Source organism: Ruegeria sp. CDSA033 (genome assembly GCF_059612305.1).
Genome location: NZ_JBXWQI010000013.1, coordinates 85,033 through 98,330, shown reverse-complemented (window position 1 = coordinate 98,330; position 13,298 = coordinate 85,033). Strand labels below are relative to the sequence as shown.

The window sequence follows — 13,298 nt, the reverse complement described above, 5'->3', positions numbered from 1 at the left end:
CCCCGGTTGCGATATTCGGGTTGCGTACGTTATAGCGCACGTACCACATGTGCGCTATAACGCACAAGAGGATTCGAGAGACGACAAAATGGCACCCGACGAAATTACGCTGAAACTAAGGGATATTCGCGCGGCCTCGGGGCTGAGCCTGTCCCGGGTTGCCGAGATGACCGGGGTCAGCAAGGCCATGCTGGGCCAGATCGAACGCGGCGAATCCAGCCCGACCATTGCCACGCTGTGGAAGATTGCCAAAGGGTTTCAACTGCCGCTGAGCGCATTGATCGGATCAGCCGCCCTGCGCGACACCGGCAGCAATGGCGTGTTCCGGACCGTGACCTTTCCCGGCAGTATCGAGGTCAAGATCGTCTTTCCCTTTGATCCGGCGCTGGGCGCCGAAACGTTTCACGTCGACCTTGCCCCAAACCAAAGCCACGAATCCGCAGCCCATGCCTCAGGAGTGACCGAAGAGGTGTTTGTGCTGAACGGATCACTTGAGATTCTGCGCGACGGGGATTGGGTGCCGCTGCAGGCCGGGCAAGGTCTGCGCTTTGCAGCCGATCTGCCGCATGGCTACAGGGCCGGGACGAATGGCGCTGCGTTTTTGAACATGCATCACTATGCGCAACCAGCCGAGGTCACCTGAGGAAGCGCGCTTGCTGGAAAGGGTGGGCGATCTGACTCAAATTTGTAACCCCGGTACAAAGCTAATGACTTTATGTCGAGGTGGTACACAGCGCAGGGCACGCTGTGTACGGGTTCTTTTGTACGAACCGATCAGTTCGACGCAGACTGCAGCTTAGAGCTGTACTCGGACAGCGAGCTGGAAACGATATCGTACCACTCGCCCGACTGCCGCATTTCGTTCAGGCCATTGTTCAGCATCGAGATATACTGCAGCCCGTACGGGTTGGATTTATGGGCCAGCAGGCGAATGGTGGACAGATGGGTGAAGTTCTCATTCTGAACCACCTCGTTCTCCAAACCCAAAGCCGCAATCGCACCATTGGCTTGCTGGATGGCCATCCCGGTGGCGTCCGCGGTTCCGTTCATGACCGCCTCGATGCACTCTTCCGGGGTGCGGGGGCGAACAAGCGTGATTTTGGGTTCGACCAGGCCGGCCTCTTCCAGGTCATTGGTAAAGAACCCGTCCATACGACAGAATACGGCCCCTTCCAGCTCTTCGATGGAGGCTGCGCCGGCATATTTGCTGTCGGGCAGTGTGAAGTACCCAACGACCGATTCATACAATGGCTGTGATGCGTAGAACCCGTTACAGCGATAAAGGCTGTCTTCGCCCATGGCATCGGGGTTTTTTGCGCAATCTGGCACAACCCAGGCAACGGCGATGTCATACGCTCCGGCGGGTAGAAGTGTATAAAGATGCGAGTTGAAATCGTTCACCCAACCCTGGTTGTATTCGCGCTTGTTGCCAGCACGATGCAGGGCAGTTGTCGACAACCGCATCAAAAAGCCGCCACCCGAAAGACCTTCGTCCGTATAGGGCGCCCAATCGTTACCGGCTAAAAGACGAATCGGTGGTTCGTAAACGTTTCTGGGTTTGATTTTTGCGGCTTTTTCTTCCTCTCGCTCAACAACTTCGTTGAACTGCGATGTGGCGGTCAGTCGGCCGTCAGCACATGGCAAGTTCAAAATGGCACCAGGGGTCAGATTGTTCGGATTTCCGGCAATGACGTTTCTGTTTGCGTTGAAGATGATCTGGTAGTCCCGAGAGCCATATGCCGTTTCGGAAATAGTCGCCAGCGTATCGCCTGCTTCTACTGTATACGATTCGCACGCGACCTGCGCCGCAGCGCTTATCGGTGAGATCAAGGCAGCCAGACCCAGGGTCATGAGGCCAAACTTTATTCCAGGGGTGTTCATTTCGTTCTCCTGTAGAGTGAGTATTTTAACGTGCACCAGGGTCCCGGTTTTTGCTCTATCACCCTAGTGAAGTTGCATTTTTTCTTTCGCTTACTAAATGTTAGGAAAGATGTGCCGCGCCGATTAAAATTTTACAGACTGCGGGGAAAGCGTTTGTTCTTTTCCTGATTGCCCGTTTCCTTTGCTTCAGCGCCGATTTGTATTGGCTGTTTCCACGGCCTCAGCTCGGGCGCTTTCACAGATACTCCGGGGTACATTGACGTAGGGAAAACCGACCTTTTTGGGGCGGAAAGTGCGTTTTTTTGGGTTCAACTCTTGGTAGAGTGATAAATTACACACAGACATAAACCCGCTAAGCGGGGCTTTAGTCTTACGCGCATGACTACTTCTGGTGTTTGCAACCCACAGTATGCATGCGATCAAAACGGGTGCGTGTTTAGGTCTGGTTCCTGATAGCGCTCGCGTCTGTCGGTTTTGCCCAACATGGCCCCAATCGCCCGGAACCGCAGGTTCCAAGGCGTCTGTTAGCGTCATCATCCCATCCAGTCTTGAACCCGCATGCGCGCGCGTATAGGGAAAAACCAAACGCGTTTAGGGGAGGCTTTTATGCAGGACGATCCGAAAACCCTCGTTTCTACCGAATGGCTTGCTGCCCATCTCAAGGACCCGGATCTGCGGGTGCTGGATGGGTCATGGTATCTGCCACAGCAAGGACGCGACGCAAAGGCCGAATACGATGCCGCTCACATCCCCGGCGCACGGTTCTTTGACATCGACGATATTTCGGACCACCGCTCGGACCTGCCGCATATGGCACCTCCGGTCGAAAAGTTCATGTCCCGGCTGCGGGCGATGGGCGTAGGGGATGGCCATCAGGTCGTTGTCTATGACGGGGCTGGCCTGATGTCCGCGGCCCGTGTTTGGTGGTTGTTCCGGCTGATGGGGCAGGAAAACATCGCCGTTCTGGATGGCGGTCTGCCCAAGTGGCAAGCCGAAGGGCATGAGATCGAGGACCTGCCGCCGGTGATCCGCGATCGCCACATGACCGTTCGGGTCCAGAACCACCTTGTCCGCGATGTCACACAGGTGTCTGCCGCCGCCAAGTTGACCGATCACGAGATCATCGACGCTCGGTCTGCGGACCGCTTTGCCGGAACCGGGACAGAACCGCGCGAAGGTCTGCGCCCAGGCCGTATTCCGGGGTCGCGCAACGTGCCATTTGGCACGCTGCTGAACAAGAACGGCACGATGAAATCCCCCGACGAATGCCGCGCCATCTTCGAGGCCGCAGGCGTGGACCTGTCGAAACCGGCCATCACATCCTGCGGGTCAGGTGTGACCGCCGCGATCCTCAGCCTTGCGCTTGAGCGCATCGGCAAGAAAGACCACTCGCTTTATGACGGCTCCTGGGCTGAATGGGGTGCTTTCCCGACCCTGCCCGTCGCAACCGGAGAGAACTGATGTTCGAACACCTCAAACCGCAGCCTGCCGATAAGATTCTGGCGCTGATGCAGATGTACCGCGAAGACCCGCGCGATCAAAAGATCGATCTGGGCGTTGGTGTGTACAAGAATGCCGAAGGGGTTACCCCGGTGATGCGCGCGGTGAAAGCGGCCGAAAAGCGTATTCTGGAAGAGCAGGAGAGCAAGGCCTATACTGGATTGGCGGGCGACCCGGCCTATGCGGATGCGATGATTGGCCTGATCCTGGGCACCTCGGTTCCACGTGGCAACATCGCCGCTGTCGCGACGCCCGGCGGAACCGGTGCGTGCCGTCAGGCGTTTGAGATGATCCGCATGGCCAACCCGTCGGCCCGCGTGTTCGTATCAAACCCCACCTGGCCCAACCACCTGTCGATCCTGAGCTACCTGGGGATGGAGGCCGTTCCCTACCGGTACTTCGACGGCGAAACCCGTGGCGTCGATTTCGACGGTATGATCGAGGACCTGAAGACTGCGAAAGCAGGTGATGTGGTTCTGCTGCACGGCTGCTGTCACAACCCGACCGGCGCTAACCTGAACATTGTGCAGTGGCAAGAGGTCGTGAACCTGATCAACGCGCGCGGTCTGGTTGCCATGATCGACATCGCCTATCAGGGCTTTGGCGACGGGCTGGAGGAGGACGCGCAGGCAGTTCGTCTGGTCGCCTCGTCCGTCAAGCGCTGCCTGATTGCGGCGTCGTGTTCAAAGAACTTCGGTGTCTACCGCGAGCGCACAGGTCTGCTGATGGCAATCAGCGATGACCCGACGCAAACGGCTCTGAACCAGTCCACTCTGGCGTTCCTGAACCGCCAGAACTACTCCTTCCCGCCCGATCACGGTGCCCGCGTGGTGACCACGATCCTGAACGACGACGCGTTGCGCGCCGATTGGGAAGCAGAACTGGAAGAGATCCGCCTGTCCATGCTGGGCTTGCGCCAGCAGCTGGCCGACGAATTGCAGCGCCTGAGCGGTTCGGATCGCTTCGGTTTTGTCGCTCAGCATCGCGGCATGTTCTCGCGCCTTGGGGCAGCTCCGGATCTGGTCGAAAAACTCCGTGTGGATCATGGCATCTATATGGTTGGAGACAGCCGCCTGAATGTCGCTGGACTGAACGCGACAACCGTGCCGATATTGGCCAAGGCGATCGTCGACGTCGGGGTTTGATCGACCATTCATCGACTAACAAAAGCCGCACCTTCCAGTGCGGCTTTTTTTGTCCCAAGTCTGGACGCTGTATTTCGCCTGACTGGCCCTAAGTTCAGATGATCCTCGCCCATAACGTTTTCGAAGTTATTCGAGAGTGAGGTGAACATGCGTTGGGCAGTCATTTTTAAAGATGTGGAAGAGATGTTCTCGATCCGTGCGCGGAACGATTTGCGGGATGCGCACGTAGCCTATGCCAAGGCACATCCTGAATTGTTGATCGGTGGAGGTCTTAAACCCGATGAAAACGCCGAATTCTGCGGTGCGCTGTGGATCGTCGAGGCACAGTCAAAATATGACGTCGTCGATTTGATCTTAAACGATCCGTTCTATGTGCCCGAGTTCCGTAGTTTTGAGATCTACGCGTGGGGCAAGCTGCTCGAGGATCAGACGACGGTGCTGTGATGGGCAGAAAAAGCCGGGTGCGAACACCCGGCTTTTGGACGTTTTTCTCAGGCTTAACCCTTGGAAAACTCCGGATAGGCTTCCATGCCCAGCTCCGCCATATCCAGACCGTTGATCTCGTCCTCTTCGCTGACGCGGATGCCAACCGTGGCCTTCAGGATTGTCCAAAGGATTGCGGCTCCGACAAAGGTGAAAACACCGTAGGCCGCGATGCCCAGCAACTGCGTGCCCAGGTTGGCCTCACCGTAGAAGATTACTGCGATGGTGCCCCAGATACCGGCAAACAGGTGAACGGGGATTGCACCGACGACGTCGTCGATCTTGAACTTGTCCAGCATCGGGACCGCGAAGACCACGATGATGCCGCCCACAGCGCCGATCCACAATGCTCCGAATAGAGTCGGGGCAAGCGGTTCTGCCGTGATCGACACCAGACCGGCCAGTGCTCCGTTCAGAACCATGGTCAGGTCGGGCTTTTTGTACAGCAACTGCGTCATGATCAGCGCGGCAACCGCGCCTGCGGCCGCCGCCATGTTGGTGTTGGCAAAGATGCGCGACACGTCGGATACGTCGCCCACGGTGCCCATTGCCAGTTGCGAGCCGCCATTGAAGCCGAACCAGCCCAGCCACAGGATGAACGTACCCAGAGTCGCCAGCGCCAGATTGGAACCGGGCATCGGATGAACCTTGCCGTCCTTGTACTTGCCGATACGGGGACCAAGGATAAGGGCACCTGCCAGTGCTGCCCAACCACCGACCGAGTGGACGATTGTCGATCCGGCAAAGTCCGAGAATCCCTGCGCATCCAGCCAGCCGCCGCCCCATTTCCAGGACCCCGAGATCGGGTAGAGGATACCGGTCAGAACGATGACAAAGATCAGGAAGGGCCACAGCTTTATGCGCTCGGCCACGGCACCGGACACGATGGACGCGGTTGCCGCCACAAAGACCAGCTGGAAGAAGAAGTCCGAACCGATAGACGCGTAATCTAACGCCGCGTCCGCGGGCGCAACACCCACGGCATCAAGCACGGTCGGGCCGCCAAGAGCAAAGAAACCATTAAAATCGCCCGGGTACATCGTGTTGAAGCCGACCAGCCAGTACATGATCGCGGCAATCGAAAACAGCGCGATGTTCTTGATCATCTGCATGGCCACGTTCTTGGACCGCACCAGACCGCCCTCGAGCATGGCAAATCCTGCTGCCATGAAGAAGACAAGGAAGCCTGCCATCAGGAACAGCAGGGTGGTAAAAATATACTGGGTGTGCAGCGCAGCTTCGCCCTCGGCGGCCTCTTGCGCCAGGCCCATCTGCGGCAGCACGACTAGCGCGGCGGCTGGGATGAGAGATTTCATCAGGTTCATTGTCAGTCCTCGAATGCTTTGGAGTGGCGGCGCTTACAGCGCCTCTTCGTTCGTTTCCCCGGTCCGCACGCGCAGCGCCTGCTCGACATCAAGGACGAAAATCTTGCCGTCACCGATCTTGCCGGTCTTGGCGGTTTTGGTGATGGTCTCGACGATTTGGTCGGCCATCGTGGCGGGCACCACGATTTCAAGCTTGATCTTGGGCACGAAATTCACCGCGTATTCGGCCCCACGATAGATTTCAGTGTGGCCCGATTGCGAGCCGAAGCCCTTGATCTCGGTCACCATCATGCCGCGCACGCCGGCTTCGGTCAGTGCCTCGCGCACCTCCTCCAGCTTGAACGGCTTGATTGTCGCAATGATCAGTTTCACGTCTGTCCCCTCTTCCTGTCCGGCGGAACCGGTTTGTTTGCACCTGCAGAAAGAGAGCGTGACTGACCGCTGTTAGAAACGGTCAGGGCGGGTGAACGCAGGGGAAAAGGGGGGTGAGGTGCACAATTTTTGCACAAAAAAACGTTTCTGCCAAAAAATCGGGCGAACTATAGAGGCCGGTTAGCGGAATTTCATACCTCTACTTCGCGCCAGTGGCAGGGTATGGTGCCTCAAAACGATAACCGGGCAGAGTTTGAGCATGACTGAGTCCAAGCGCCGCAAGACATCGCTTGTTGCGGACAAAAGATACCCTTCCAAAGGGCGCAAACCCGCTGCAACAAAGCGGACGACAAAGCCCGCCGGCAAGAAGGCGACGGCGCGCAAGACGTCGACTCGCAAAACCGCCCGGAAGAAAACCCGCAAGACGTCCGGTGGCGGTGGTGGCTTCTTTCGCCGCATGTTCCGTTGGATTTGGCGGTTGATTTGGGGTGTGACCTGGCGTGTGGGCGCGGTGGCCGCCATGCTGTTGGCTTTGGCGGTTGGGGTTGTCTACTCCTCTCTGCCTGACGTCGATGCCTTGCTGGACGGTCGGGCGCGCGGATCGGTGACCCTGTTGGATCGGGATGGCAAAGTTTTTGCCTGGCGTGGGGACCAATTTGGTGGGGTGATCACCGCCGATACCGTCTCGCCGCATCTGAAGAACGCCGTCGTCGCGACCGAGGACAAGCGGTTCTATCGCCATTTCGGTGTCAGCCCGCGCGGTGTCGCAAGCGCTGTGCGCATCAACCTGAGCGAAGGGCGCGGACCGCTGTCGGGACATGGTGGGTCGACCATCACGCAGCAGACGGCCAAGCTGTTGTGCCTGGGTGTGCCTTATGAGCCCAGTGATTGGGAATCCGAGGCTGCCTATGAGTCCGATTGCCGTCAGGGCTCGCTTTGGCGCAAGGCCAAAGAGGCGGTCTATGCGATGGCGATGGAGGTCAAGTATTCCAAGGACGAGATTCTGACCATCTACCTGAACCGGGCCTTCCTGGGCGCGGGTGCGCGCGGGTTCGAGGCCGCAAGCCAACGCTATTTCGGGATCTCGGCGGCTGAGGTCAGCCCCTCGCAAGCTGCGATGTTGGCTGGTCTACTGGTGGCCCCGACGCGCTATGCACCGACGAATAACTTGCAACGTTCGCAGGATCGGGCACGGCTGGTGGTTGGCCTGATGGAGGCACAGGGGTATCTGACCTCGGCACAAGCAAGCAGTGCGCGCAGCAATCCCGCGCAACTGTCCGAAGCCGCGGCTGCGCGGGCGGGCGGTTATTTCGCCGATTGGGTGATGGCCAGCGGGCCCGAGTTCTTTACACGCAACACGACCGAAGATGTGGTGATCCGCACCACGCTGGATCAACGTATCCAGAAATCAGCAGAAGAAGCGCTGCAATTCATCTTTCAGGAGAAGGTCCGCGAAGGATCAAAGGCGCAGGCCGCGATCGTGGTGATGTCGGCGGACGGGGCCGTGCGCGGCATGGTTGGCGGGCGCAAGACCCGCGTGTCCGGCGCATTCAACCGCGCCACGCAGGCGCTGCGGCAAACGGGGTCTTCCTTCAAACCCTTCGTTTATGCCACTGCGCTGGAACTGGGGTATTCACCGCTGGATACGGTGGTGGACGAACCCTACTGCGTGAATATTCCGGGGTCTGGCCAATGGTGTCCCAAGAACTACACCAACAAGTTTTACGGGCGCGTAACACTGGCAGATGCATTGAAAAACTCGTTGAACATCCCGGCGGTCAGAGTGGCCGAGATATCCGGGCTGGACAATGTCCGCACGGTGGCCAGCGAATTCGGTATCGATAGTGATCTGGCGCAAGGCCCCGCTCTGGCGCTGGGCGCGTCGGAAAGCACGTTGATCGAGATGACAGGGGCCTATGCGGGTATCCTGAATGGCGGTTCGGCGGTGGAACCGTATGGGCTGACCGAACTGAAATTGTTAGGCGATGTTACCCCGGTCATGGTGACGACGACCGGCATTGGTGAGCGGGTCATCAACGACAAAGCCGCCAAACAACTGACCTGGATGATGGAGCGGGTGGTGTCCGAAGGCACCGGCGCACGGGCGCAACTGCCCGGTTGGCAGGTGGCGGGTAAAACCGGCACAACGCAGGCTGCGCGGGATGCGTGGTTCATCGGGTTCACGGCCGATTACGTGACGGGCATCTGGATGGGCTATGACGACAACACGCCGCTGTCCGGTGTGACCGGAGGCGGTTTGCCTGCGGAAATCTGGAAAGAAACCATGCTGCGCGTGACCGAAGGTATGACGCCGACGCCGCTGCCGATGCTGGCCCCGGACCCACCGGTCAGAACAGCGCAACCTCAGCAACAGCGCCGAAAGAACCAAACCGGGTTGGACCGGGCCATCAACAATCTGTTGAACAACATTTTCGGTGGAAACTAAAAAAGGCGGTGCGCTGGGCACCGCCTTTTCAATTGAATGTGGGTCCGATCAGAGGCTGTCGTCGAGTGCGCCCAAAATGGCGTCGCCCATCTCCGTGGTCGAAACCGGTGTGACGCCTTCATCGGCCAGCAGATCACCAGTACGGACACCGTCGGCCAGTACCTTCTCGATCGCGGCTTCCAGACGATCTGCTTCTTCAAGCTGATCAAAGCTATAGCGCAGGGCCATGGCAAAGCTGAGGATACAGGCGATCGGGTTGGCTTTGCCCTGACCGGTGATATCCGGGGCCGAACCATGGACCGGTTCGTACATCGCCTTGGGGCGGCCATTCGCCATAGGAGCACCCAACGAGGCCGACGGTAGCATTCCCAGCGAGCCGGTTAGCATCGCCGCGCAATCCGACAGGATGTCGCCGAACAGGTTGTCTGTCAGGATGACGTCGAACTGTTTGGGCGCACGCACCAACTGCATTGCACCATTGTCGGCATACATATGGCTCAGCTCGACCTCGGGGTAATCCTTGGCCACACGGTTCACAACTTCGCGCCACAGGATGCCCGATTCCATGACGTTGGCCTTCTCCATCGAGCAGACCTTTTTGTTCCGGCGCATTGCCAGCTCAAATGCTGAGCGCGCTGCGCGTTCGATCTCAGATTCGGTATAGCGCTGGGTGTTGATGCCAACACGTTCATTGCCTTCCTCGAAGATGCCGCGCGGCTCGCCGAAATAGACACCCGAGGTCAGCTCGCGCACGATCATGATATCGAGACCGGCAACGATGTCTTTCTTCAGCGACGAGAAATCAGCCAACGCGTCAAAGCACTGTGCCGGGCGCAGGTTTGAATACAGGTCCATTTCCTTGCGCAGACGCAGCAAGCCACGCTCGGGCTTGAGGCTGAAATCCAGATCGTCGTATTTCGGGCCGCCAACAGCACCCAGAAGAACCGCGTCGACCTCTTGCGCTTTGGCCATCGTCTCGTCCGACAGGGGCTTGCCATGCGCGTCATACGCGGCACCACCGACCAGATCCTCGCTCACGTCGAATTCCAGACCGCGTTTCGCACCGAACCAGTCGATGACTCTGCGCACTTCGGCCATGACTTCGGGGCCAATTCCGTCTCCGGGCAGGATGAGGAGCGAGGGGTTGGACATGAAGGATCTCCTTGCGTTTTACAGCACAGGCCCTAGCGCCTGCGCGGCATCGGGTCAATGAGACGATCCCGCCTGAGAGCTAGGAAAATACAGGTTTGTTTCCGTTAGCGTCTGAAAATTGCGTCAGGCCTGTTTTGCGGGCCAGATCATGGCGCAAAGGGCCCTATTAGCGAGGCAGTGTCAGGTCGACCCAGATCAGCCGGTGACGGCTGGCGCTTTCGGCGGTTTTGCGTTCTTCGGTGCCCGCGGCGGGCCAGTGCACCCCGGAATCCACCACCTGCCATTGGGCCGATGGCAAGACGTAATCGACCCGCATTGGACCAACCGTTTTCCAAACGACCGTGGTCAAATCGCCTGAGGGATCTTCGGGTGAAGGGTCCTGAAGGCGCGGGTCGTTCAAAAACTCTCGAATCGCCTCTTTGCGTCCATCACCCCGCTCTGGGTCCAGATTGGCATCACCCGCGATGACAAACAGACGATCGGGTTTATGCCCGACTGCCCCATCCATGACTGCGGACCAAAGGCGAATTTCATCCCGGTTTCGCAGGCCGTTGCGATCCTCGGGTCCGTCAAACACGGGGGGTGAGGCATGAAAAGTCATCAAATCCAGCTGCCCCGCCGGAGTTTCAATGGGCACAATCCAATGCGACACGGATGAGAGGCGCTGTACGTTCTGCGCCTGTTCTGACGGGTAGGGGCCTGTGTCATGTTGGGGCAGTTCAGCACCGGGCAGTTCCAGCCACAGCAGGTCGGACAGGTCCTGAACCTGATCCGAATTGATGGGGTAGCGGGACATCACGGCCAGCCCGCCCTGACCGGTGAATCGACCCCAGCCTTGCGCGTCACCGGGGCCGTTGGTGCGACCATCTCCGTCCAGATCAAGATCCGTTTCCAGGCCGGAATTTGGTTGGGCTGCGAAAGTGTAGGGGTAATCCAATCCGGTCTCGCGCAACCGATTTGCCAGCGCCGCCAGCGCCAGCCCCTCGAAATCCCAGTCGATCCCCTGCAACGCAATGATGTCGGGGCGGGTGTCCGCCAAAACGGCAACAACCGCCATCACCTGATCATCACCGCGGTGAATATCCCGCAACAGCAATCCCGGACCATCGCGGCTGAGTTCTGTGTTGTAGGTGGCAATACGGATCGTCTCTGCCTGTGCCACAACGGGCAACAGCAGCAGGATCAGAATGCGGATCATGCGGTCTGGGTAGACTCGGCTGTGGAATAGGCGCGCCGTTTTTCAACGATCAGATTGGCAATGCGCAGGGTCGCCATGCCACGCATGATCATGCTTGCCGGAAGGAAGGCCCAGGCGCTGAGCGTCCAGATCAGGGTCTGAGGATTGCTCAGAGAGATCGGTTCGGCATAGTCGGTCAACAGTTTGATCAGCGCTGGAATCAGGAACGGCAGCAGAATGCCGATGCAAATGTTCAGCCGTCCGTCGCGCTGCAGGCGCGTGACCACGTCACCGCCTTTGGTGGGGTCGAACAGCGGAAGATTTGTCCAGACATTGAAGGCGCCGTTTCCGGTCGGCCAGCCGCGCACTTTCACCGCATAGGCAAAGCTGGCGATCGTCACCAAAGCAGCGACATACGCGACGCTGGCAGAAATACGGACAAGTTCGATCAAGGGCGCGCTTGCATCAGTCGGTAGCATCAGGATGATCAGCCGTACTGGCGAATAGGGAAAGTCGACCACATTCGCGACGCCCAGGCCAAAGGAATAGAAGGTCGTCGTCAGGCCGGTCGGCGTATATGCATTCTTGCAGATCAACGTCAGGAACGTGATCATCGACATCAGCCCGACAAAGCGCAAACGGTTCACAGGCGGCGCATCGCGGAATTCGATAAAGCTGGGAAAAGCAGAGTTGTATTCAGCGAATGTCAGGAAAAACGCAAGAATGGCGAGAAAGACGACAATCTCGGTCCCATTCGTAGACGTTACTGGCAGGTACAACGCAGGTGTCAGCACCATTAGTGCGACCAATAATCCCCGAATCGCCGCCCCTGTTGTGCGCGCAATCACTATCCAAACCCTTTCAAAACGGATTGACCGTTTCTTTTTCTTTGACGGCTTTGTCCCATCTTGCATCCGACGTATTTTTGCCGGAGACCACCATTACCGCCAACATTGACGATAAGCGACAATCCGCTCAAGCCAAGGCGTAGAAAACATGTGATTTTGGGCAAAATGATGGCAAAACTGGTGCGCCTTTGCATCATCCCTGTCGCAAATTCGACGTGTATTGGGGTGCTGCAGCTACATGTTGTGGTTGCCAGAACTTCAACCCCAAGAACGCGAAAGGGGCCGCCCAGGCGACCCCGATAGGTTGAGTATCCACAGATTCGTTCTTGGAATCACACCCAGGGGCGGGCCTGACTTGCGTGATCTTCGAATTTGTCGATGTGATGATCTTTCTCCATCGTCAGGCCGATATCGTCCAAACCATTCAGCAGGCAATGCTTGCGATGTGGGTCGACACTGAACTCGATCACAACGCCATCCGAGGTGGTGATCTGCTGATCTTCCAGATGCACGGTCATGCGGGCGTTTTCGCCTTTATGCGCATCTTCCATCAAGATCGCGTGGTGTTCTTCTTCGACCACGATGGGCAGGATGCCGTTCTTGAAGCAGTTGTTAAAGAAGATGTCGGCAAAGCTGGTCGAGATCACAACCTTGATGCCGAAATCCTTGATCGCCCAGGGCGCGTGTTCGCGCGACGAGCCGCAGCCGAAATTGTCACCAGCAACCAGAATCTCTGTCTGACGATAGGCGGGTTTGTTCAGCACGAAGTCTTCGTTTTCGCCACCATGTTGATGGTAGCGCATCTCATCAAACAGCACGACACCAAGGCCGGACCGTTTGATGGTTTTCAGATGCACTTTCGGAATGATCATATCGGTGTCGATATTGATCAGCGGCATTGGGGCGGCCACCCCATGGACTTTGTCAAACTTTTCCATGTCTACACTCCTGCGAGAGAGGGCCGCGCCC

The 13,298-nt window shown here is 58.0% G+C and carries 12 protein-coding genes; 5 read left to right on the top strand and 7 right to left on the bottom strand.

Annotation, left to right across the window (positions count from 1 at the left end):
- Window positions 1-88: 88 nt before the first annotated feature.
- On the top strand, window positions 89-643 hold the full coding sequence (locus AC2FLA_RS16425; protein ID WP_496723582.1) for a helix-turn-helix domain-containing protein: 555 nt from the start codon (window positions 89-91) through the stop codon (window positions 641-643).
- Between the two features lie 131 nt (window positions 644-774).
- Here the strand turns inward: AC2FLA_RS16425 and AC2FLA_RS16420 are convergent, their stop codons facing one another.
- Window positions 775-1,881 (bottom strand): peptidoglycan-binding protein LysM, encoded by a 1,107-nt coding sequence (locus tag AC2FLA_RS16420; RefSeq protein ID WP_496723580.1) that lies wholly within the window; start codon window positions 1,879-1,881, stop codon window positions 775-777.
- A gap of 606 nt (window positions 1,882-2,487) precedes the next feature.
- On the opposite strand from AC2FLA_RS16420, the gene sseA reads away from it, so the two are divergent.
- The 3 genes from sseA to AC2FLA_RS16405 all read left to right on the top strand — a co-directional run bounded on the left by sseA (window position 2,488) and on the right by AC2FLA_RS16405 (window position 4,970).
- On the top strand, window positions 2,488-3,342 hold the full coding sequence (gene sseA, locus AC2FLA_RS16415) for a 3-mercaptopyruvate sulfurtransferase (RefSeq protein ID WP_496723578.1): 855 nt from the start codon (window positions 2,488-2,490) through the stop codon (window positions 3,340-3,342).
- A complete protein-coding gene (locus AC2FLA_RS16410) occupies window positions 3,342-4,526 on the top strand; it encodes an amino acid aminotransferase (protein WP_496723576.1) in 1,185 nt (394 codons plus the stop codon). The genes sseA and AC2FLA_RS16410 overlap by 1 nt, the downstream gene beginning before the upstream one ends.
- 147 nt (window positions 4,527-4,673) lie before the next feature.
- Window positions 4,674-4,970, top strand: a complete 297-nt coding sequence (locus tag AC2FLA_RS16405; protein WP_496723574.1) for a YciI family protein — start codon at window positions 4,674-4,676, stop codon at window positions 4,968-4,970.
- Window positions 4,971-5,023: 53 nt separating this feature from the next.
- Here the strand turns inward: AC2FLA_RS16405 and AC2FLA_RS16400 are convergent, their stop codons facing one another.
- A complete protein-coding gene (locus AC2FLA_RS16400; protein ID WP_496723572.1) occupies window positions 5,024-6,334 on the bottom strand; it encodes an ammonium transporter in 1,311 nt (436 codons plus the stop codon).
- 33 nt (window positions 6,335-6,367) lie between these two features.
- On the bottom strand, window positions 6,368-6,706 hold the full coding sequence (locus AC2FLA_RS16395) for a P-II family nitrogen regulator (RefSeq protein WP_058273036.1): 339 nt from the start codon (window positions 6,704-6,706) through the stop codon (window positions 6,368-6,370).
- A 259-nt stretch (window positions 6,707-6,965) separates the two neighbouring features.
- Between AC2FLA_RS16395 and AC2FLA_RS16390 the strand changes: the two genes are divergently transcribed.
- Entirely contained in the window at window positions 6,966-9,152 is a 2,187-nt protein-coding gene (locus tag AC2FLA_RS16390) for a transglycosylase domain-containing protein (RefSeq protein WP_496723570.1), read from the top strand.
- A 48-nt stretch (window positions 9,153-9,200) separates the two neighbouring features.
- On the opposite strand, the gene leuB is transcribed toward AC2FLA_RS16390, so the two are convergent.
- The 4 genes from leuB to leuD form a co-directional block, all read right to left on the bottom strand.
- Window positions 9,201-10,304, bottom strand: coding sequence for a 3-isopropylmalate dehydrogenase (gene leuB, locus AC2FLA_RS16385; RefSeq protein WP_108861675.1), 1,104 nt, complete (start codon window positions 10,302-10,304; stop codon window positions 9,201-9,203).
- Window positions 10,305-10,470: 166 nt separating this feature from the next.
- Entirely contained in the window at window positions 10,471-11,502 is a 1,032-nt protein-coding gene (locus AC2FLA_RS16380) for an endonuclease/exonuclease/phosphatase family protein (RefSeq protein WP_496723568.1), read from the bottom strand.
- A complete protein-coding gene (locus AC2FLA_RS16375; RefSeq protein WP_496723566.1) occupies window positions 11,499-12,329 on the bottom strand; it encodes a hypothetical protein in 831 nt (276 codons plus the stop codon). Before AC2FLA_RS16375 ends, AC2FLA_RS16380 begins: the two co-directional genes overlap by 4 nt.
- A gap of 332 nt (window positions 12,330-12,661) precedes the next feature.
- Complete coding sequence (gene leuD / locus AC2FLA_RS16370) at window positions 12,662-13,267, bottom strand: 3-isopropylmalate dehydratase small subunit (protein WP_058276554.1); 606 nt, start codon at window positions 13,265-13,267, stop codon at window positions 12,662-12,664.
- Window positions 13,268-13,298: the final 31 nt, after the last annotated feature.

Bases quoted from the DNA above. Each gene is read 5' to 3' on its own strand.
- AC2FLA_RS16390 (WP_496723570.1), top strand. From the start codon at position 6,966: ATGACTGAGTCCAAGCGCCGCAAGACATCGCTTGTTGCGGACAAAAGA.
- AC2FLA_RS16410 (WP_496723576.1), top strand. From the start codon at position 3,342: ATGTTCGAACACCTCAAACCGCAGCCTGCCGATAAGATTCTGGCGCTG.
- leuD (WP_058276554.1), bottom strand. From the start codon at position 13,267: ATGGAAAAGTTTGACAAAGTCCATGGGGTGGCCGCCCCAATGCCGCTG.
- leuB (WP_108861675.1), bottom strand. From the start codon at position 10,304: ATGTCCAACCCCTCGCTCCTCATCCTGCCCGGAGACGGAATTGGCCCC.
- AC2FLA_RS16400 (WP_496723572.1), bottom strand. From the start codon at position 6,334: ATGAACCTGATGAAATCTCTCATCCCAGCCGCCGCGCTAGTCGTGCTG.
- AC2FLA_RS16420 (WP_496723580.1), bottom strand. From the start codon at position 1,881: ATGAACACCCCTGGAATAAAGTTTGGCCTCATGACCCTGGGTCTGGCT.
- AC2FLA_RS16405 (WP_496723574.1), top strand. From the start codon at position 4,674: ATGCGTTGGGCAGTCATTTTTAAAGATGTGGAAGAGATGTTCTCGATC.
- sseA (WP_496723578.1), top strand. From the start codon at position 2,488: ATGCAGGACGATCCGAAAACCCTCGTTTCTACCGAATGGCTTGCTGCC.
- AC2FLA_RS16425 (WP_496723582.1), top strand. From the start codon at position 89: ATGGCACCCGACGAAATTACGCTGAAACTAAGGGATATTCGCGCGGCC.
- AC2FLA_RS16380 (WP_496723568.1), bottom strand. From the start codon at position 11,502: ATGATCCGCATTCTGATCCTGCTGCTGTTGCCCGTTGTGGCACAGGCA.